The sequence below is a fragment of the Paenibacillus chondroitinus NBRC 15376 genome, assembly GCF_004000765.1.
Taxonomy (GTDB): domain Bacteria; phylum Bacillota; class Bacilli; order Paenibacillales; family NBRC-103111; genus Paenibacillus_E; species Paenibacillus_E chondroitinus.
The window spans coordinates 74,693-94,719 of record NZ_BILW01000025.1; the positions used below are offsets into that span (position 1 = coordinate 74,693).

A 20,027-nucleotide genomic window follows, 5' to 3' on the forward strand; every position below is an offset into this window, starting at 1 on the left:
TATGTTGCCCATAAAAAAGAAACAAAGCGCTAAGAAGTTAGGCAAAGTGATCTCCTTCCGGCGAGGCAAGCTTTCTCGCAAGCGCAAAGGCTTATTCTCTTCTCTCCGCAAAAAGAAAAAACGCCGGAGACTTGCCGCGCTGCCGCTGACAAGGCTCATGCCGATTGAAACCGTGACCGTCTACGACCAGGGGTATAATGCGGGGTATGACAAAGGTTTCGATAAAGGGCACCGGGATGGAAAACATGATGGGGGCGATGCGATCGTCGATCGCTTGCTCCCGGACTACCAGATCCTGCCCGAAATTACGATTGAGCAGATTGTTGCCGCCGGCGTGGAACATTTGCGGCCGCACATCTATCACCTGCTTACGGCAAGGGATCTGGGAGACCGGATCATCGCTGCGCTTGACGCCAGAGCGCCATTTTCCCTCGTCCGACTAGGTGACGGGGAGCTGCTTACCCTAGCGCAGGAGACCATTTTACCGATTGAGCAGATTAAGCAAGACGGTCCGTTTCTCTCATATGCCGGCGTAGAAGTACCGGATTTGGAAATTAAAGCGGAGCTAGTGCAGGCGATTCGCGGAGCTAGCGTCGTAGGTATTCCGAAGCTGCGGGTGCGCAATTTCCAACCGCTCGCGTTCGCGGTGTTTAAAGCGGAACATATAAACTACCATGAACTTACTTTGACGGATTCGCTGGTGAATTATTATATCTATCACGAGGGGTATCTGTCACGGATTACACAGAGCAGAAGGGTGCTGCTGGTTGGCAACTTAGCGCCGCATTTGGCAGAAGTGCTTCGCGCGCACGGCGTGAATATTGTTGGCGAGATTACGCCGGTCCATGGCGTGAAGGATATCCCGCACATTAAGGAAAACATCGCCGGTTATGATTTTGATATCGCGCTGGTTTCCGCAGGGATCTCGGCTGTCATTATTTCCGAATGGATTGCGTCGAGTATGGGGAAAGTAGCGATCGATTTCGGGCATTTGGCGGACTCTATCGTGAAAGGGGAGGCTCCTTACCGATGAGAACAGCAGTGAAGCGACGTGTCAACAAACCCATGGGCGAATCCCGCAAGTTTCGTAAGCTCGGCAAACTGGGCAGGGTAGGCAAGCCGGGTAAGGTTGCCTCCTCCCAAGCAAGTTATAATCGCGGTTACAATGAAGGTTTTAACATGGCTTATGACAGCGCGCACGATCATGCCTTCCAGCTTGGCTGGGATGCAGGGGTAACCCCCTCGAAGTTTCAGGGAACGAGCATCATCATCGTTACGACGAATGATCAGCGCCACCACCTCCAGAATTGTATCGAAAGCATTTATGAATATACGCCGGAGCCCTTCGAACTCATCGTCATCGATAATGCCTCAACGGATGATACGGCCGAGTACTTGAAGTCCCTGACGGGGAAAATCCGCTACAAAATCTTTACTTCCAATCTCGGCTTCGCCGGAGGGACGAATCAAGGTTTAAGGATGGCGCGCGGTTCCAACCTGCTGTTTTTAAACAATGACACCATTGTGACCAAGGATTGGCTGAAAAATATGCTGACTTGCCTTTACAGTAATGAGAAATTCGGGCTTGTCGGCCCGATGACGAATTACATTAGCGGCGAGCAGCTGCTGCAGACGAATTACACCTCCACGGAGGAAATGCACCATTTCGCTGCAAACTTTAATCAGTCGAACCCTGCCAAATGGCATGTGACCACGAGATTAACAGGCTTCTGTGTCCTTATGCGTCGCGCGGTTTTCGAGCGGTTGGGGTATTTGGATGAAGGCTTTGAGATTGGAAACTGCGAGGATGACGACTTCGGTTTTCGAACGCGCATCATGGGATTAGAACTTGTTATTGCTATGGATACCTTCATTCATCATGTCGGAAGCGTCTCGATCAAAGCGTTGGGCGAGCAGCGTTTTGAAGAAGTATATGGCAGAAATTTGGAGTTTTACGCGCGAAAATGGGGAGAAACCCACAGTTTGCTGCATGAAGTCCACCAAAAGCTCGGTGGCGGAAGTGCAGCGATGGTTGATTTCTACCCAAGCCATATCGTTGTGCGAGGGGTAACATCCGAGCTCTATTGGATTGAGAATGGCCACCGCCACCCGATCGAAGGGGAGTCGCATCTTTTGTCGGCTACCCGCGTTTCGCAAGTCGATCTGCGAAGCTGGCCGAAGGGACATTCCTTATCGCAACATGACGTACAGAACAAGCTTGCTGCTCTTGCACAGGGCGTTTACGTCGATGGGCACTTGCAGGAAGGTGCGCTTGCACGGACCGAAGATCATGTCGTCTATCAAATCAAAAACGGTAAAATGCAGCGATTCATTAACGATTGGCCGCTGCGCTACTGGAATTTGGATCTGCGTCACCAAACGGCCATGAGCTGGGATGACTTTCATCGGTTTGCGCCAGCGCTGCCGATTATTGCCCCCGCTATCATCGTGGCGAATAATGTCTAAAGGAGTGAGGAATCTATGAAAGTGAAGTCATCTGTGCGCAGAAAGGCTGCTGGCAAGCTTCTCAAGAAAGCGAAGCCGGTTCGCGGCAAAAAAGTGCTCCTGAGAAAAAGAAATCGCCCTGCCAAAGCACTCCTGACACATCGGGGAGGCTTCGATAAGGGCTTTGACAATGGATACGATAGAGGGTATATGGATGGGTTTCACAAAGGTTTCGAACAAGGCTTCGACCATCTCTATTCAGCCTCCTAAGCAAGTGGCGGCAGCTTGATTGTGGCATGTGGATGCTGCCGCCTCCTTTGTTTAACTTAGACCGAGCGTTTATCCCCAACGTAAAATAAGTCCAGCGTGCGTTAGTCCCCCGCCAAAACCGTATAGCAGGAGCGTATCACCTGCCTGCACCCTGCCATCTTTTACGCCTAAATCAAGCGCCAGAGGAATAGAGGCTGCAGAGGTATTGCCGTAATACTCAAGGCTGTATAGAGCTTTCTCGAAAGGAATTTCGCTCTTTTCGCAAATCGACTGAATGATCCGCAGATTAGCGCTATGCGGGATGAACCAATCAATCGCGGAATGCGGCAGACCGCTTTTGGCTAGCAAGTGCTCAATCCCTTCCGGTACGGTCGATACCGCAAATTTATAAACTTCGCGGCCGTTTTGGACTAGCTTTCCGCCGCCAGTGAGCGGTATGTCCTGCCACTGTTCGGACAGGCCGGTGCGATAAACATGCTTGCCGCCGGAGCCGTCTGAGCCAACATGATGAGCCAGGAATGCCGGATGCTCCTCCTCGCGTTCCACCACCACGGCTCCTGCGCCGTCGCCGAACAGAATGCAGGTCGACCGGTCCGTATAGTCGGTGATTTTGGACATCGCGTCGCCGCCGACCACGAGCACCTTGCGGTGCAAGCCTGCCGCGACTAGTCCGCTAGCGGTATGGACCGCATAGGCGAACCCTGCGCAGGTGGCGTTAAGGTCGTAGGCGCCGACAGCAGGGAGGTCGAAATGAGCTTGAATCATGCAAGCTACCGGTGTTGATGGCAGGTCTGGCGTATGCGTAGTGACAATGACCAGATCCACATCGTTCAGCGCTTCCGGATATCGGTCAAGCATGTTTTGGACGGCAGCTATACATAAATGGCTAGTGAATTCCTCGGCAGCGGCGATTCTGCGTTCCCGCATGCCAGTGCGTTGAACAATCCACTCATCGTTGGTTTCCACCATAGCTTCAAGATCGGCGTTGCTTAAAATATGCGAAGGCACATAACTGCCTATTGCTGAAATACGGGCATTCAAGGGATTTGAGACAGGCATAAGAAGCTCGCTCCTTTTATTATCAAGTATTAGTACCAGGTACTAATTATAATTCAACTTTACTGTAAAATGTGATTGCTGTCAATGTGTTGTTTTGCTCAATTATTTCGATTTGACCTTGTAAATTCGGAGTAATTCACACACAAACGGAGGATATTAAAAGAAGAGGAAATTACATGTAAAAGGCGAGATGAGAGATGAACACCTCGACAAGGGAAGCAAAACTCACTTATATCGATCAAATTTTTGAGCTTAATTCTGATTTTGTACATAGGGAAGTCCATATTTATCAAGATCAAGTCCAAGTATGCTATTTGGAGACACTGGTTCATTATGAACAAACGTATGACACATTAATAACGAGATTGTCACATTTACATGGCGTGGATAGCCCGATCGACCAAATCGCGTTATCTCCTTCAACGAGAGTGAATGTCTCTTTAACCGAGCTTGTGAACGCTATATTAGTAGGGATGTTGATTATTTTTCCCCAAGAAGGTTACGACAACATCGTGATAGAGCCCTCTTCGGTCAACAACAGTCGAAGCATTGTGGAAGCCCAAACGGAGAATCCGATCCAAACCTCACTAGATGCTTTTACGGAAGATATGTATGTCAACATAAGTCTCCTTCGCAGAAAAATGAGAATCAAAAACTTGCATGTTCAGAACTACACCCTTGGTACGGATCTTCCTCGTGAAGTAGCTGTCCTTTATGTGGAAGGTCAAGCCGATCCGAAGATCGTTCAACTCATCGATACCTATTTGAATGAAAACGCCATGATGGATATTTCTGATGTTCAAGGACTACTCAAAGCTCTCAAACAGCCTAGTTATAGTCTAGTTCCTACTTATACGACTTCTGAGCTTCCTGTCACTACCAAACATAACTTAATGGAAGGCCGAGTGGTGCTCCTATTGGATCATTTTCCGTTCTCACTTTCGTTTCCCTCTATTATTTCGGATTTTTGGGATGTAAAAACGGATAAAGACCAACCGAAACTGTTTATGTATTTATACAAGATAATTCGTATCACTAGTTTAATCATCGCCATTACTTTGCCAGGATTATATGTGGTTCTCAATTCTGTCAACCCTGAACTTTTGCGTATTCAGCTGGCTGTATCGATCACAGACTCCAGGGAGGGCGTTCCTTATCCTGTTCTTGTGGAATTGTTGATGATGCTGTTCATCATTGAAATGGTCATAGAAGCGAGTATTCGTCTTCCCAAAAGTATTGGTCCAACCATTACGATGGTAGGGGGTATTATCCTGGGTCAGGCAGTCGTTTCAGCCCGGTTAGTCAGTTACTTTCTTATTATTGTCGTAGCCGGCTCGACTATCGCGCATTTTACGATGGGCACATATATGAACACAGTCTCCATTCGGTTGTACAAGTACGTCGTAATCTTGTTTAGCGCTTTGTATGGCATACTTGGGCTTATGTCGTCGATTGTCTTGTTTTGCTTTTACCTTGGCACGATTACAACGTTTGGGGTACCTTATTTGAGCCTCTCCACCAAAAGAGGGAGATCCGAATGAGCAATAGAGCCCTATTAACGATGTTCGTAGTCGTTCATCTCTCGTTGTATTTTTATATCTATCCTGTAAAAATGATTGAAGCCACATCCTCAGGGCATTGGGAGCCTATTCTTGTTGGTTTTCTTATAGAAATGTGTTGTGTATGGGGATATGTGAAGGGGCTTTCTGCTTTTCCTGGAAAGGACATTGTAGATATATGTACAACTGTAATGGGGAAATGGCTTGCTCTCCTTCTGCTTATTCCTTTGCTGCTCTATTTTTTTCTGAGTTCCAACATTACGCACAGTTTTGAGATGGCATCGATCAGCATCCTTCTGCTTCCTAATACCCCAACGTATTTCATTTTGTTTCTTTATATTATTCCTCTGTATATTGCATGGAAAGGTTACGAAGCCATTTCACGCGGGGGGATCTTAGTATTTATTTGCGTGCTTCCTTTGGTTATTTTCTCGTTGGTCAGCTCGATGAGTAATTTTGATCTCGACAACATCTTTCCCATCTATGATACACGCTTGAGTTTCTTCAAGAAGCCGATGTTTTATTCTGCTTTTTTTGCTCATGCCGGTTTCTTGTTTTTAGGTTTTGTTAAAATGAACTACAAATTTCCAATGCGTAAAGTCGCTCCTATTTTAGGGGTGCTTCTTATTTTTGCTTTATGCTCTGTCTATGTGCCCATGCTCATTTTCGGTCAGGAATCGATTATCTATTTCCGCTTTCCGAATGTTTTGACATCAGATACGGTTGACAGTGAGTGGGTTGTATTTGATTGGCTCCCTACTTTTTTTGTTATTGCGATGATTGCGATCGCGATGGTTGAAGCAGCAGTGAGTTTCTGGATGATGGCAACTTTGATTGAAAAGCTATTTATGAAGAAGAGGTCAAAGCAGAAAAGGGGGATAGCTGTCATCATCGTTGCCATACCTTCTTATTTCTTCAGCTTATATTTGGACAATATTGATACTTTGGCGCGTTATACTCACGTGAGTACCTACCTCTGCTTTTACAGCATTATAGGTATACCGCTTGCCGTCATTTTCATGAGTTTGAGGTATAGGAGGAAACCTGCTTGATCCATCGCTCATTCCTATCGGTTATACTGTTGCTATGCACCTTAAGCGCGCTCCTTACAGGCTGTTGGGACACCAAAGATATTAATAAGCGACTCATGCCCGTTGTTATGGGAATTTGCAAGGAGAAAAATCAGGATTACCGAATTGTCTTGCAAATTCCTAGTCCTGAGAAGCAAGGGTCTCAGTATATGGAGAGCAGTTCCGCGACAATCACCAATGCAATTGACAACATTCGAACAAAAGCAGAAAAAAGTATCGACCTTCTACATATCCGATTGTTTCTTGTCTGTGAAAAAACGGCAAAAGAAGATATGGGTGATATCATCGATTACGCGATCCAGGCAAACGACATCTCCATTAAAGGGTTGCTAGCGATTGTTAGGGGGGACTTCGACGAAGTGATCCATCATCAAATAAAAGCGAATCCAGAGCTATCTTCTTATGATTTTTTCAGTGAGCAATCTGGCTGGACACCTGAAAGTACGATCATACGCCTATGGGAAGCATACCGGAATATCAAGTCTTATACACAAGATATGTCCATTCCGATTCTCACAAAAGGCACGGATACGCTGTATCGATTTGATGGCTCAGCCATCATTCGTGTAGATAAAATGGTAGGTCAAATTTCTACAGAAGAAGTATTGATCTACAATATTTTTCAGGAGAAGTATACGGGCGGCACCATCGAGATTGCCGATCAAAGCAGTGTTAAGATTAAAAGAGCAAGTATCAAACATGCCATCGCTTGGACGTCATCAGGACCTCAATTAAAGAGTCGTATTCTGCTGAAAGTAGAGATTATTGAGAATAAAAATGAACAAACTGAAGAGAAGATTACAACGAAGCTCAAAGAAGCCATTGAGAAAAGAGCTGATAAATTACTAACTCAGCTTAAAAGTGACAGATCAGACGCTCTTGGCATAGGGCAGCTCTTTCGAAGAAAGATGAACGAAGAACAGCTTAAACAATGGAAACAACAATGGTATTTGGATTTGGACCACGAAATTACGGTAGAAGTTACCATACTCAACAGCATTTATTTAAAATCTCCGAATAAGATCAAAAAACCTGCCAACTAGGAGACGAATTCTATATACAAAAGAAATAAATCCCCATTCAGGGGATTTATTTCTTTTGCGCCGCTATTTCATGCAATAAATTCTCGCTGCTTTGTTCCAGCTTCATAGGGAATAGCGATGTTTTATCAGGCTGCAGCTTCTTCAGTTCAGAAAATACGGCGGCAGATGCGTAAATTTTGTGCGAGTGCTGAAGAGCATCATTCAGACGTTCGGGTTCGTTCATGCCTGCAATATCAACATGAAGTTGATGAATCCCTGCTTCCCGAATCCGGTTGGCCATCCATTCCCCGCCTGTTCTACCCAGACAAACAAAGGCGACATGCGTACCCGCCTGCAGTTTGGCAATCTCAAGCAGCTGTGAGGCTTCAAGCGTTGCACCGATTACAATCACTTTACTGTCATAGCGAGCAAACAATGCTTTGGTTTCCTCGGCATGATTCAAGGTTGTAATAACAACGTCCGAACGCATAACGGCTTCTTTTACGACTTCCTCATTAAGGGAACTGTCACCCAGAAATAAAGTCTCCACTTCACCATCGGTTGCTCGTTCGATTTCCTGCCGGTAGAAAGGGTAGTCGTGACCTCGGCATTCCACCAGCAAAATCCGCAGCTTGCGGGCAGGGGAAGGAGGCTGCAGCAAGGAGTAGGCAAGACCGGCGATGAAAAAGGACGGCAAATCAAATCCCATAGCCGCGGCCTCGCGAATCGTATCATTCAAAAGCTGCTGCATGGGTTTGCGCTCTTCCAAGAGATGTTTGGTCTCGAACCCGCCTGCGATCTGCGTTCCGCGTCCTTTCTGTATGGAAACAAGCCCCTCGTCACGCAATTGGTTGTATACCCAGTTAACCGTATTTCGATTGAGGCCAAGCTCATCCGCCAATTGACTGGCCGTCGGCAGCATATCGCCGGCTTCCATTTGTTCAATGCCGATTAGCCATTTCAGTTGTTCTTTGATTTGTGTGTTTACGTTAAAGGTTAATTGGGGATTAACCTGAAGAATATATTTTTTATCATCTTTCACTGTGAAAAAACCCCTTTTCATAGTTAACTAGTTATATTATAACCCTTACTCTTTCGAAATCCAACAAAATGCGTGATAATAGAAGGAAAGAGACGGTTGACATGTCGGTAAATTAATTATATAACTAGTTGACTAGTTATATAACGAAAAGGTGGTGAACAAAATGAATATCCATAACGAGTCAGGATTTTGGCAGAAAATGAGAACCCAAAACAGAAGCCCGCTAAAAGTGGTTCCAAAAAATGCGTTGATCGGCTCGATGGGGGGATTTATCGCCATAGCTCTTTTAGCTTTCCTAACGGATTTGACTGCGAATGCTTGGATCATGGCCCCATTTGGTGCAACCTGCGTGTTGGCTTTTGGTCTTTGGGATGCACCGCTGTCTCAGCCACGCAATATCATCGGAGGGCATTTGATTTCAACCTTAGTAGGACTCATCTTTTTCCATCTGTTTGGCCGAGGCTTTTGGGTTATGGCCATAGCGGTAGGTTTGGCAATTGGTTTGATGATGCTGACCAAAACAACGCATCCCCCTGCCGGGGCTGACCCTTTGGTCGTTATTTTAAGCGGCAGCAGTTGGTCCTTTCTGTTTGCACCGGTATTGATTGGATCTGTGCTTATCGTATTCATTGCTTTGATCGTTAACAATCTGGATAAGAAGCGCAGGTATCCGACCTTTTGGTATTGATTAAAATTATTCATGCAAATGGATAAAATCCAAAAAATAGGTCACTCTAAGTGCAGTCGCCCATGTCGGGCGAATGATACTGACGACGACAGGGAGTGAACGTAAACGCATGTTTCATGGCAAGAAAAAGCATGTCTGGATCATACTTATCTGTATCGCTTTGTTCTGCTCTACCTCAACGACCGCTTTTGCCTATGGAAAAGGGGCCAAGGGGCCGGATGTTTATGCGGTTCAAGGGATGCTGAAATCCCTGGGTTACTATAGCGGACCCATTACAGGCTACTACGGCAATCAAACACAATCAGGTGTTAAAGCTTTTCAAAGCCGTTACGGCCTTCCGGTTACCGGAAACGTTGATGATCAAACCCTGCAGTCTATCCTATGGGCTTATGGAAATTTGAAAATTCCCAAGAAGCAGACGCCGCCAGCCCCAGCCCCGCCGCGTTCCGAACCGGCACCGTCCCAGCCTGAGCCAGCACCGGCACCGGCACCCCAAGCTCCTCCGAGTGCGGATTTAACGGCAGAGGAGCAGCAAATGTTGGACTTGGTGAACAAGGAGCGAGCTGCTGTGGGATTAGTTGCTCTAGTCGCAGATCCTGAACTGACCAAGACAGCAAGACTCAAAAGCCAGGATATGGTCGATAACAAATATTTCTCTCACGATTCACCGACATATGGCTCGCCTTTTGATATGATGGAGAAATTCGGTATTACCTATAACGCGGCAGGAGAAAATATCGCTTGTAATCAATCCGTGCAAGCTGCGCATGAGGCGCTGATGAATTCGCCTGGTCACAAAGCGAATATTCTAAGCAAAGATTACACGCACATTGGTATCGGTATTGTCGCCGGAGGACCGTGCGGTAAAATGTTCACCCAGCAGTTTATCGGGAAGTAAATAGTGGTCTGTCAGCCTCTGCCTGAACGAAGGGCAGGGGCTTTTTGGGTACAACCTGACGAGAGGATCATTGGCAGCCTGCATACGGGGGATCCCGGCAAAATCCCCGCTGGGCAAGCACGTGTTTCAGCTAGTGAGCGCTTAACGGTCATGGCCTAATAAAAAAACTCCGCAGAAAATTTCTGCGGAGGTCATATTACTTAAGTTGCAGATACCGGCTTAATCGCTTCTGTCCACTCGGTGTAGGTCTGAAGTGCTTTTCCTTGCTCGATCGCATGACGGGCCATGTAGATGCCTTCTTCAATGGAGCCGGCTTTCTGGGAAACCCAGAGGCGAACAGCGCTGTTCAGCAGCACCATGTTCAAGTAAGGAAGTTCAGCTTCTCCGCGCAAGACGGCCATCGCCGTTTCACCTTGCAGCTGCGCTGTCCATTCAATTTCAGGCACTTCAACCATTAATTCATAAATTTCTGGATCTACAATGAATAGTTCACTGGAGCCATTTTGAATGACGTAGGTCCTCGTACGTTTCTCGATGGATAGATCTTCAGAGCCTTCCATGCCTTGCACAACGATTCCGCTGGTAATTCCCAGCTCGATGAGTAAATTCGTTATTTTCTCGAAAACCGTGCCATGAAACACACCGACGGCCATGAACGGGGCCTCCGTGAAACGAAGCAGCTTCTCGGCGGTGTTAAACACAGTCCGCAAGCCGAGCTCCTTGCGGAGTTCGCGCAGCTCGCCAAGCGGTGCGCACCAGCTTTCAGTAGGCGCGAATAGGAAGCCTGTTCGCGCCGCTGCGGATACCAGCGCCTCGCGTGACGAGGTTAGCGCCGGAACGCCAAGTGCGTCCAGCACGTCAGTCAGCGTGATGCCCCATTTGGGCGGCATGCTCGGGCTGCCGTGCAGCGTAGTCGGGAGGCCGCAAGCCGCAAGCACAAATGCGGTCGGCAAGGTCGCAATGAACGTGCGGGTGCGTCCGTCGTAAGGTCCTGCACAGTCCATGCTGCCAGGTATCGGATAGGAAAACGTACGTTTACGAAGCGCGTGGATGAAGGCTTTGATCTCATCCGGCGATTCCATCTTAATCCGCTCAGCTACAAGAAATGCACCCATTTGAGCCTGAGTAGCGCCGCCGGTTAACATAAGTTCTGCTGCTTGGGATGCCTCTTCATACGAAAGATCTCTTGCTCCGCGTTTTCCGCGTCCTACTTCTTTTAGTAAAGATATCATCGTTTGCGGCCTCCTTGATTCTGATCTCGTAGTAATTGGTACACCTTGACGATGGAGGTAGCGACATCTACCAGACGTTTACGCTCATTCATGGCTTGTTTGCGCAAAAAGTCGTAGGCTTCCGCTTCGGAAATCCCTTTAATCTCGCATAAGATCCGCTTGGCTTGATCGACCCATTTGCGCTCCTCCAGCTTGGAGAGAAGCTGTTCGCGCTCCTGCTGCCATTCGGTTCGATGAAAATAGTGATTTACGCCTAATAGCAGAGCGCAGTGAATTTCAAGCGGACTCATCGTTGAACCGATTAAACCATCTATACCTGCATCCATTCTGCATTCATTAGAAGGAAAAGTGTGCGAATCACACCACCAGAAGAGGGGGAGGCTGCGCTCAGCCAATATGCGTTTGCGCCAGGTTTCCACTTGATCGGGGCTTACACTTAATAGAACAGCATCAACTTTAGGAATGATGAAGGAAACTTCTTTACTTGTGGATGCCGTATAGACGCGAAAGCCCAAGTCTTTCAATACCTCGTCAGGTATGGATGCTTGTGTACGATTAGAATAGCTCATCTCGTTTGTTGATGGTGAGGAGGTAGCTGAGCGAGTTTGCTTCAACTCGTCGATCAGTATAAATGATTGCAACATTTGAATACCTCCATCGTTGTAAGCTTTTACTCTATGGTAACTTCATGTGAGGTTTATTGGGTGTTTGAATGGTTATACGGCATTACTATAGCATATGAATTTGATTTTTGTCGATATAATAGGTGGAATGGATGACCTGAATTTTTTTGTGTTACGTTTATTGACATAGGTGCAAAGCCGTACTATAATCAAGTTAGAAATCGGCACAATGGTGTGCCCCTAACGCAGGCAATGGCGCCTATCCCCTTACAAATACGTAACCGGATAGGCTTTTTATGTTTACTTTTCAAAATACGACGAAACATGCTGTTCACGAAGATGTGGCAGCAGTGGCAAAGAGGCCGACAAACATCCCGATGTATGTAGGGGTATGTTTGTCGGCCTTTTCTGTCCATGGGTGTGCAGACAGAGAGCAAACAGGATAGGGAAAAAAGAAGGCGAAAAGCCTCAAAAGGAGAGGGACGCACATGGTTGATCGGAAAAGTTTTTTGCAAGTGGGACACAAAGGGTCTTTGTTCAGTTCATTCTTGTATTTTGACATGAGCTTCATGGTATGGGTGATTTTAGGGCCTTTGGCGGTTGTACTCGCGAATGATTTCCACTTGAACGCTGCTGAAAAAGCAAACCTCGTTGCCTTGCCTACATTAGGTGGAGCGGTACTCCGACTGGTGCTTGGCGTACTGACCGATAAGATTGGTCCTAAGCTTACAGGTCAAATTGGACTTGCGCTAACCTTGATCCCATTGTTCTGGGGATGGCAGTTCGCTGACACGATGGGCGATATGTACTTCGTAGCGTTGATGCTCGGTATTGCCGGGGCGAGTTTTGCAGCCGCATTGCCGTTAGCCAGTTCCTGGTATCCACCGCAATATCAAGGTCTGGCGATGGGCATCGCTGGAGCAGGGAATAGCGGGACGATCTTCGCTACGCTTTTTGCCAACCGGATTGCCCAGCATTATGGCGATTGGCATGTTGTTTTCGGTATTGCGATGATTCCAATAGCGGTCACTTTGGTTGTTTTCAGTATTTTAGCTAAAAACAGCCCGAATAAACCAGCACCTAAGACCGTTGCTGAATATGGCAGAGTTTTGAAACAGAAGGATTCCTGGTTGTTCTGTATTTTATATAGCGTAACGTTCGGCGGTTTCGTCGGCATGTCCACCTACTTAACCATCTTCTTTAATACACAATATGGTCTTTCACCGGTACGTGCTGCTGATTTTACAACCCTATGCGTAATCGGCGGTAGTTTCTTCCGACCAGTAGGCGGTTGGTTAGCCGATAAATTAGGCGGCATTCGGATGTTGATGGGATTGTATGGAGTTGTCGCATTAATGATGGCGGGGATTTCAACGCTTCCGGCGCTTTCGGTTACAACGGTCTTGTTATTCATCGCGATGATGGCTTTTGGCATGGGGAACGGTTCGGTCTTCCAGCTTGTGCCTCAACGCTTCAAGTCGGAAATCGGCGTGGTCACGGGTATTGTCGGCGCTGCCGGCGGCTTGGGCGGATATTTCCTGCCTAAAATTCTCGGGAATGTGAAATTGGCCACAGGTTCTTTTGCACCAGGGTTCCTTATTTTAAGTGCAATTGCCGTGTGCTGCGTGATTCTGATCGCCTCTGTGCAAGGACAATGGAAGCGCAGCTGGATTGGCGATGGCGGTAAAGTGAAAGCAGCTCCACCAGCCATTGATAGCGTGCATGCTTAAGTATGGGCAGAATGCTGGTCCTGTGAGGAATTAACAACAGGATCAGCAGCTCCTTCCAAGTGAAAGTAAAGGGTTTGCTCATGCAGCTTGCGCCCTTCTGCAGGCTGTATGCGCAAAGACGTTTACGACTTGCCGTCTTTGGCAGTTCAACCCGAGCTGCTTAATCTCCATATCCCATAATTGCCATTTGGGAGTATCCGTATCGAGCAGATCACTGCTCCCGAATGGACTTTTTAAACGGGATATGGGTAACAAAATGGGATATAGAGATAGACACAGTAGAGAGGAAGATGAGACCATGACTCAAAAAGAAAAGTTGGTTTTAGTCGGAAATGGCATGGCGGGTGTTAATGCAGTTGAACATTTGCTTAAACTTGCTCCGGATAAATATGAGGTAACGATTTTTGGGAGTGAGCCTCATCCGAACTATAATCGGATTTTGCTGTCCTATGTCCTTTCGGGGGATTCCAACATTGAAGATATTGTTATTCATCCTTATGAATGGTACAGAAACAACCATATAACGCTTTATACCAACCAAACTGTGACGGCACTCGATACCGCAGCTCAAACGGTCACGAGCGATAAAGGTATAACCGTTCCTTACGATAAATTGATTTTGGCGACAGGGTCCAATCCTTTTATGATTCCAATGCCAGGTGCAGATAAAGAAGGAGTCATGGCCTACCGAACTATTCGTGATTGTGAAATCATGATGGACTCCGCGAAAAAGTATAAAAAGGCGGTTGTCATCGGCGGAGGGTTGCTCGGTTTGGAAGCCGCCAGAGGTTTCCTGAACCTAGGGATGAAAGTGGATGTCGTTCATATCTCAGACGCGATCATGGATCGTCAGCTGGATCGCACAGCGTCCAAAATGCTGCAAGCAGCTCTGGAGGAACAAGGCATTAACTTCCTGCTGGCGAAGCAGTCCGCAGAAATCGTCGGCCACAAACGGGTTACCGGCTTGAAATTCAAGGACGGCACCATGACGGATGCGGATCTGGTCGTCATGGCAGTGGGGATTCGGCCAAATGTAGAACTTGCCAAAAATTCTGGTGTGGAATGCAATCCCGGTATTATTGTAAATGACTACATGCAAACAAATGTTCCTAATGTGTATGCGGTTGGGGAATGTGCGATGCATCGCGGCGTTGCCTACGGGCTGGTTGCGCCGCTCTACGAGCAAGGCGCTGTGTTAGCGAAGCATTTGGCAGGCGTGGAAACAGGTCCTTATGAAGGCTCAGTTCTTTATACGAAGCTGAAAGTGTCAGGTGTTGACGTATTCTCTGGCGGGAAATTTGTGGATGAAGAAGGCACCAAAGCGATTCGAATTCATGACGAATTCACTGGCGTGTACAAAAAAGTGGTCATTAAGGACAACAAAATTATTGGTGCTGTACTCTTTGGAGATACGTCAGACGGCACGCGGCTCATGCAAATGATTCGTGAGGAAACCGATATCAGCGGGATGGCCAAAACAGCGATTTTGACGGATTCAGCGAGCGGTGGCGGAGCAGCATCCGGTGTTGCCGAGATGAAAGACGATGCGATTATTTGCGGATGTAACGGGGTAACGAAGGGGACGATCTGTTCTGCGATTAAAGATCAAGGTTTGACCTCAGTTGAAGAGGTGAAAAATTGCACGACAGCTTCCCGTTCCTGCGGCGGATGTAAACCGCTTGTCAGCGATTTGTTAGCTTATACGCTAGGCTCCTCCTACGATAAAAATGCCGTTAAAGAATCCATTTGTTCTTGCACAGCACATACACGGGATGAAGTGGTCGAAGCGATTCGTGAAAAAGGATTATCGCATGTTCGTGAAGTCATGAGCGTGCTCGGTTGGAAAAATGAAGAGGGCTGCTCCAAATGCCGCCCTGCGCTTAACTACTACCTGGGCATGATTAGCCCTGAAACGTATAAGGACGACAGCACTTCGCGCTTCGTTAACGAGCGTATGCATGCGAATATTCAAAAGGACGGTACGTACTCCGTTGTTCCACGGATTTATGGCGGCGTTACGAATCCGACGGAATTGAAGCGTATTGCTGAAGTAGCGGAGCAGTTCAATGTTCCGACTGTGAAGTTCACGGGCGGGCAACGTCTAGATTTGCTAGGCGTGAAAAAGGAAGATCTGACGGCCATGTGGGAAGCGCTGGATATGCCGTCCGGTTATGCCTACGGTAAAGCCCTGCGTACGGTCAAAACATGTGTCGGCGACACGTTCTGCCGGTTCGGTACAGGGGATTCCATGGCGGTGGGCATCGAGCTGGAGAAGCGTTTTGAGCGCTTAAATACTCCGGCCAAAGTGAAGCTCGCGGTATCAGGATGTCCCCGGAACTGTGCGGAATCCGGTATCAAGGATTTGGGCATCGTCTCCGTTGATGGCGGGTGGGAGCTGTATGCCGGAGGTAACGGCGGCGTGAAGGTGCGCGTCGGCGATCTTTTAACAACCGTGAAAACAGAACAAGACATTATTGAATATACCGAAGCTTATTTGCAGTATTATCGCGAAACCGGGAAATACGGCGAACGTACAAGCGAATGGGTGCACCGTTTGGGAATTGAGCAGATTCGTGCTGTTGTAGAAAACGAGGAAGAGCGCAAACAACTATGCGCCCGGATTGATCAAGCGCTTGCCGTTACGAAGGACCCTTGGAAACAAGCCATCGATAGCAAGAAAATTCAACGCGATCTCTATGAAGTCGTCGAGCTTACCTAACGAAATCACTCAGGAGGAGAAGACCATGAAGACACAAGAAGAGCAAATGATTTGGGTTGAGGCCGTATCTTATGAGGATTTAGCGGTAAATACAGGCAAGACGTTTCGGTATCAAGGGGAGGAAGTAGCCCTCTTCAAGATGAACAGCGGCAAACTGTCGGCAATTCAAAATCGTTGTCCACATAAAGCAGGCGTGCTTGCGGAAGGTATCGTCTGTGACGAGCACGTCTTCTGTCCGATGCATGATCGCAAAATCCATCTTTCAACGGGGCTCGTGCAAGCCCCGGATACGGGATGCGTGCGGACCTATTCGACGAAAGTTCATAATGGCCTTGTATTCATTGGGTTTCTGGTATGAGCACTCGAGCAACGTGCTGACGAACGTTGCCCTCGAACCGTGCATAGAAGACCGTATCAGCTTAATTGGCTAGGCCAAAGAACGAAGTTGGTACGGTCTTTTTCTGCGCCAAGAAGCTTCAAAACTTCCTGTTCAGGCGCATCGGAAATACGGACGCCGTTCCATGTCTCGATGACGATTTTGCGCAGCTGATGCTGTTTTAGCAGTTGCCGGAACATGAGCTTGAGCTCGTGGGCAGTCTCAGCTAAATCATGGTTTTCTGCAGAGAGCTGGTAGATGCGCTTCCCGTTGTTTTCGATCCAATACAACCACTCGCTGCCTTTGAGAGCTAAGTAATTGCCGGTTTTGCGCGAGAAGGAAATACCGGGTTTTTCAGGCCAGGGAACAAGCAGCCCACAAGGATTGGCTGGATCGACAGCACTAACTAGCGTGAAAGAAGACGAGTGGTCAGTTCCTTGTGCCATTGGCTGATGCAGAAGACGAATAAAGTCTTTCGTCGCGAATTGAAGAGCATGCAAATCGGTGATGAACAGCCCTCGGACGACAAGCCCCCACTCTTCCAATTGACGCAAGGCGGTATGAATCGCCTCCCATGGATAGGGACAAAGCGCAGAGACGAGGTCCTTGGTAATAAGACCATAACGCTCTAACAGATGATGCGTCCACTGCATGGCGGAGGATTGCTTATCAAAGGCCTCATTATGCAGTGTGCTCAGGGCATACCAACGGCCAAGCCCTGATTGGAATTTGTCCCCTTTCTTCGAAGAGGATACGCCCGTGGCATGAAGCCGCAGCGGCGCGAACTGATCATTAGCCGCGTGACCATCCCAGACAAGTTGGAGCAACTCTTCTAATAATAAAGAAGGGGTTTTTCCGGTTTCAAGGCCAAGCTTGCTGAGAAACACAGCCCCTTTGGCTTCCATAAGGCTCAGGAGTTCCGGAGAAGAGGCAGGTCTATGGTGCATCCTGGCAAGGCAGGGTTCGAATAGTGTGGAACTTTCTGCTAGAAAGAAAGCGATGCGACCTTCTTTTTCGCCCTCTTCCTTGTGGCCTATCCAGATAACTTCACCTGATGAACATAACATATCCAAGTCCTGTTTCCGGTAGGATAACTGCCTTGTCGGGAAGAAAACGGATTCCCAGAGTGAAATGGGCAAAAAGAAACCTTGCAAATCGGTGATGATTTCACGCAGCTGCTCCATACCGGGAACATATGTTCTGCTGATGAGTTTACGCATGAGCGGCATGTGCAGCAGATAGGTAAGCGGAGGAATAGCTGAGCTCTCGCGTCTTAGAATCTGCAGAGATTGGCGTACTAAGCGGGAAGCGACCTTGCTGCTTGTCCAAAGCGACTCCACTTCAGGATCGGCGAAAGGTGCAGGTTCCAATAAGCGGGAAGCGACAGCTTCTTCGATCCAGCTTTCAATATGCGCAATCTCCAGCTCGTAGCGGTCTGAGAGCTCTTCAGCTGTGAAAGACAGCCGCCCGTCCGCATATCGTTGGAAGATGAACGTTCTGGCAAGAGGATCTAAGGTGAGCGAAGTATAAAATGTGACTTCATCGCTGCATATATAACGCGTCTCGCCGGTGAAGGAGATGGCGGAGGTTTTGCCTTGCTCCAGCAGTTCCTTTATCCATGTCTGAGCTGAGGCTTCAGTGGTAGATCCAGCTTTGACGAGTTCGGTGACGGAAGCGTCTCCGCGTTCTTTTAAATAACGAAAGACTTGTTGAGGAGATGTCCATGCTTCTTCCGCCCAGGAAAGTTTGGTTTCTTCGTCTTCCAGGACTTGAGGATTTATCGCGTTACGAACCGTCTCCGCTCCAAAAATATCGGCGGCCATCTGCCGGCTGAAGCCTAGTAATTCCACTTGCAAATCCTGAGATAAGCTATCGGATTCATAGATTTTTTGGGCAACATAATCGGATTGAAATTGAGCGGCCAGCGGTGAAGGGAAGTGGTTGCGATGAACCGCAAAGTGGATTTCTCCTGCTTGCATCCCCTCCAGGATGCTTCGCAAATGCTCCAAATCGACATGCTCTTCCAAACATTCGCGCATGGCTTCTTGAAAGAGCGGAAACCGCTCTTTGTAGGGCAGCGCTTCTTTCATCAACTCCTGGCCGCGAAGCCTTTTCAGCCAAGCGGGCATTCGTGTGAAACTGCGGGAAAGCAGCAGGGAGGTTTCCGCAAGCCGCTGGAAGGCCGCACCGAACATGCCGGATTCCGCGACAGCTCCGATAACCAATTGTTCCGCTTCATTATAGGAAAGGGACATGATAGCCTGCGTAATCGTTTCTTGATAGCTGGGAAAAATCAATTCGATGCCGTTGTCCTTGGCATTTGTATAGATGGCCTGATGTCCGTTTTGGTTCAGATGCTTCTCGAGCGCCATAAGCCAAGTCCGGTTGACTTTCCGTCCAAATAAGCTGTGAAGCACGTAATGCGTTTGGTTCTGTTCATCGGCGAAAGTTTCAATAACAACCGTTTGATCGGTCGGTACCGTGTTGACCGCAATTTGATTGCGAATGAGCCCAATCAAGGCATGACTGGCTTCCGTATCGAAAAAGTACTGCTCTATGAGCCATTCTTGGACGTCTACATCTCCCTTTGTATGAGACTGCGCATTCAAGCGATCCCGCAGCTCACGCCAAAGCAACCCCGTTTGAACCCCGAGCTGATAGGATTTCCCGCCAGTTTCCCCGCGCCAGAAGGGGATTTCGCTGTACCGGTTCTCGGCTTCCTGCACATAAATGCGCTCCGGGCGCTTGCGAACGATGCGCCACGAAGCCGTACCCAGCTGGAATACGTCGCCGATCGACGATTCATGAATGAACTCTTCATCCAGCTCGCCCAGATGAAGGCCGGTTTCATTATGATGCACGGGATAAGCCGTGCTCTGAGGAATCGTGCCCGCGCCTGTCAGCGCGGCCATCTGCGAGGCCGCTACGCGTTCCAAGCGGCCGGTTTCGCGATCCCATGCGATAAGCGGACGCGCAAAGGGGTATAACCCCGCGAGCACCTCCAGCATCGCGAGCCAGCGCTCCCGCGGCATCTCGCGGAAGGAGTCGCTCTGTGCGAGCAGGCGCGCCAGGAGCGCGACATCCAGCTCGTCGCTGAGCGACGCCATCGCGACGAGCTGCTGTGCCAGGACATCGAGGCTGCCCCGCGGGATGCGGATGGCCTCGATGTCGCGCGCGGCGATCCGCCGGCTGAGCACGGCGAGCTCCGGCAGCAGGCTGCGGCTGCGCGCCAGCAGCACGCCGCGGCTGACGCTGCCGACGGCATGGCCGGCG

At 48.4% G+C, this 20,027-nt stretch carries 16 protein-coding genes; 11 read left to right on the plus strand and 5 right to left on the minus strand.

The features are described from left to right. Window position 1 precedes the first annotated feature (1 nt). The 3 genes from PCH02S_RS23910 to PCH02S_RS23920 are packed head-to-tail and all read left to right on the plus strand — an operon-like array spanning window position 2 to window position 2,715. Window positions 2–1,033 (plus strand): GT-D fold domain-containing protein, encoded by a 1,032-nt coding sequence (locus PCH02S_RS23910; RefSeq protein ID WP_127456611.1) that lies wholly within the window; start codon window positions 2–4, stop codon window positions 1,031–1,033. Further along, window positions 1,030–2,466, plus strand: coding sequence for a glycosyltransferase family 2 protein (locus PCH02S_RS23915; RefSeq protein WP_164819713.1), 1,437 nt, complete (start codon window positions 1,030–1,032; stop codon window positions 2,464–2,466). Before PCH02S_RS23910 ends, PCH02S_RS23915 begins: the two co-directional genes overlap by 4 nt. Window positions 2,467–2,481: 15 nt before the next feature. Next, entirely contained in the window at window positions 2,482–2,715 is a 234-nt protein-coding gene (locus PCH02S_RS23920) for a hypothetical protein (RefSeq protein ID WP_127456613.1), read from the plus strand. A 69-nt stretch (window positions 2,716–2,784) separates the two neighbouring features. On the opposite strand, the gene PCH02S_RS23925 is transcribed toward PCH02S_RS23920, so the two are convergent. Then, window positions 2,785–3,774, minus strand: a complete 990-nt coding sequence (locus PCH02S_RS23925) for a ketoacyl-ACP synthase III (protein WP_164819714.1) — start codon at window positions 3,772–3,774, stop codon at window positions 2,785–2,787. 197 nt (window positions 3,775–3,971) lie between these two features. Here PCH02S_RS23925 and PCH02S_RS23930 point away from each other — a divergent pair, with 197 nt between their 5' ends. From PCH02S_RS23930 to PCH02S_RS23940, 3 genes are read left to right on the plus strand one after another with little or no spacing between them, the layout of a single operon-like run. After that, window positions 3,972–5,315: a spore germination protein gene (locus PCH02S_RS23930; RefSeq protein WP_127456614.1), complete on the plus strand. Its 1,344-nt coding sequence runs from the start codon at window positions 3,972–3,974 to the stop codon at window positions 5,313–5,315. Beyond that, entirely contained in the window at window positions 5,312–6,385 is a 1,074-nt protein-coding gene (locus tag PCH02S_RS23935; RefSeq protein WP_127456615.1) for a GerAB/ArcD/ProY family transporter, read from the plus strand. Before PCH02S_RS23930 ends, PCH02S_RS23935 begins: the two co-directional genes overlap by 4 nt. Then, entirely contained in the window at window positions 6,382–7,467 is a 1,086-nt protein-coding gene (locus PCH02S_RS23940; RefSeq protein WP_127456616.1) for a Ger(x)C family spore germination protein, read from the plus strand. The genes PCH02S_RS23935 and PCH02S_RS23940 overlap by 4 nt, the downstream gene beginning before the upstream one ends. 46 nt (window positions 7,468–7,513) lie before the next feature. On the opposite strand, the gene PCH02S_RS23945 is transcribed toward PCH02S_RS23940, so the two are convergent. Continuing rightward, entirely contained in the window at window positions 7,514–8,488 is a 975-nt protein-coding gene (locus PCH02S_RS23945) for a GntR family transcriptional regulator (protein ID WP_164819715.1), read from the minus strand. A 163-nt stretch (window positions 8,489–8,651) separates the two neighbouring features. Here PCH02S_RS23945 and PCH02S_RS23950 point away from each other — a divergent pair, with 163 nt between their 5' ends. Both PCH02S_RS23950 and PCH02S_RS23955 read left to right on the plus strand, forming a co-directional pair. Further along, on the plus strand, window positions 8,652–9,176 hold the full coding sequence (locus PCH02S_RS23950) for an HPP family protein (protein WP_246069231.1): 525 nt from the start codon (window positions 8,652–8,654) through the stop codon (window positions 9,174–9,176). Window positions 9,177–9,285: 109 nt separating this feature from the next. Continuing rightward, window positions 9,286–10,074 carry a peptidoglycan-binding protein gene (locus PCH02S_RS23955; protein ID WP_127456618.1) on the plus strand — a complete coding sequence of 263 codons (789 nt, stop codon included), beginning with the start codon at window positions 9,286–9,288 and terminating at the stop codon, window positions 10,072–10,074. A 200-nt stretch (window positions 10,075–10,274) separates the two neighbouring features. Here PCH02S_RS23955 and PCH02S_RS23960 read toward each other — a convergent pair whose 3' ends face one another. Both PCH02S_RS23960 and PCH02S_RS23965 read right to left on the minus strand, forming a co-directional pair. Next, the gene (locus PCH02S_RS23960; protein ID WP_127456619.1) at window positions 10,275–11,306 is read right to left on the minus strand and encodes an anthranilate phosphoribosyltransferase; all 1,032 of its coding nucleotides are present in this window, start codon (window positions 11,304–11,306) and stop codon (window positions 10,275–10,277) included. Next, entirely contained in the window at window positions 11,303–11,950 is a 648-nt protein-coding gene (locus PCH02S_RS23965; RefSeq protein ID WP_246069232.1) for an ANTAR domain-containing response regulator, read from the minus strand. Before PCH02S_RS23965 ends, PCH02S_RS23960 begins: the two co-directional genes overlap by 4 nt. Before the next feature lie 467 nt (window positions 11,951–12,417). Between PCH02S_RS23965 and PCH02S_RS23970 the strand changes: the two genes are divergently transcribed. The 3 genes from PCH02S_RS23970 to nirD all read left to right on the plus strand — a co-directional run bounded on the left by PCH02S_RS23970 (window position 12,418) and on the right by nirD (window position 16,736). Next, window positions 12,418–13,659 (plus strand): nitrate/nitrite transporter, encoded by a 1,242-nt coding sequence (locus PCH02S_RS23970; protein ID WP_127456620.1) that lies wholly within the window; start codon window positions 12,418–12,420, stop codon window positions 13,657–13,659. Between the two features lie 298 nt (window positions 13,660–13,957). After that, window positions 13,958–16,378: a nitrite reductase large subunit NirB gene (gene nirB, locus PCH02S_RS23975; protein ID WP_127456621.1), complete on the plus strand. Its 2,421-nt coding sequence runs from the start codon at window positions 13,958–13,960 to the stop codon at window positions 16,376–16,378. Window positions 16,379–16,403: 25 nt separating this feature from the next. Continuing rightward, complete coding sequence (gene nirD, locus PCH02S_RS23980; RefSeq protein ID WP_246069233.1) at window positions 16,404–16,736, plus strand: nitrite reductase small subunit NirD; 333 nt, start codon at window positions 16,404–16,406, stop codon at window positions 16,734–16,736. A gap of 56 nt (window positions 16,737–16,792) precedes the next feature. Here the strand turns inward: nirD and PCH02S_RS23985 are convergent. Further along, on the minus strand, window positions 16,793–20,027 hold a 3,235-nt coding region (locus PCH02S_RS23985), incomplete at its 5' end, for an Lhr family helicase (RefSeq protein ID WP_127456622.1).

Coding starts and splice junctions, on each gene's coding strand:
- PCH02S_RS23910 (WP_127456611.1), top strand. CDS start 2: ATGTTGCCCATAAAAAAGAAACAAAGCGCTAAGAAGTTAGGCAAAGTG.
- PCH02S_RS23915 (WP_164819713.1), top strand. CDS start 1,030: ATGAGAACAGCAGTGAAGCGACGTGTCAACAAACCCATGGGCGAATCC.
- PCH02S_RS23920 (WP_127456613.1), top strand. CDS start 2,482: ATGAAAGTGAAGTCATCTGTGCGCAGAAAGGCTGCTGGCAAGCTTCTC.
- PCH02S_RS23925 (WP_164819714.1), bottom strand. CDS start 3,774: ATGCCTGTCTCAAATCCCTTGAATGCCCGTATTTCAGCAATAGGCAGT.
- PCH02S_RS23930 (WP_127456614.1), top strand. CDS start 3,972: ATGAACACCTCGACAAGGGAAGCAAAACTCACTTATATCGATCAAATT.
- PCH02S_RS23935 (WP_127456615.1), top strand. CDS start 5,312: ATGAGCAATAGAGCCCTATTAACGATGTTCGTAGTCGTTCATCTCTCG.
- PCH02S_RS23950 (WP_246069231.1), top strand. CDS start 8,652: ATGAATATCCATAACGAGTCAGGATTTTGGCAGAAAATGAGAACCCAA.
- PCH02S_RS23955 (WP_127456618.1), top strand. CDS start 9,286: ATGTTTCATGGCAAGAAAAAGCATGTCTGGATCATACTTATCTGTATC.
- PCH02S_RS23960 (WP_127456619.1), bottom strand. CDS start 11,306: ATGATATCTTTACTAAAAGAAGTAGGACGCGGAAAACGCGGAGCAAGA.
- PCH02S_RS23965 (WP_246069232.1), bottom strand. CDS start 11,950: ATGTTGCAATCATTTATACTGATCGACGAGTTGAAGCAAACTCGCTCA.
- PCH02S_RS23970 (WP_127456620.1), top strand. CDS start 12,418: ATGGTTGATCGGAAAAGTTTTTTGCAAGTGGGACACAAAGGGTCTTTG.
- nirB (WP_127456621.1), top strand. CDS start 13,958: ATGACTCAAAAAGAAAAGTTGGTTTTAGTCGGAAATGGCATGGCGGGT.
- nirD (WP_246069233.1), top strand. CDS start 16,404: ATGAAGACACAAGAAGAGCAAATGATTTGGGTTGAGGCCGTATCTTAT.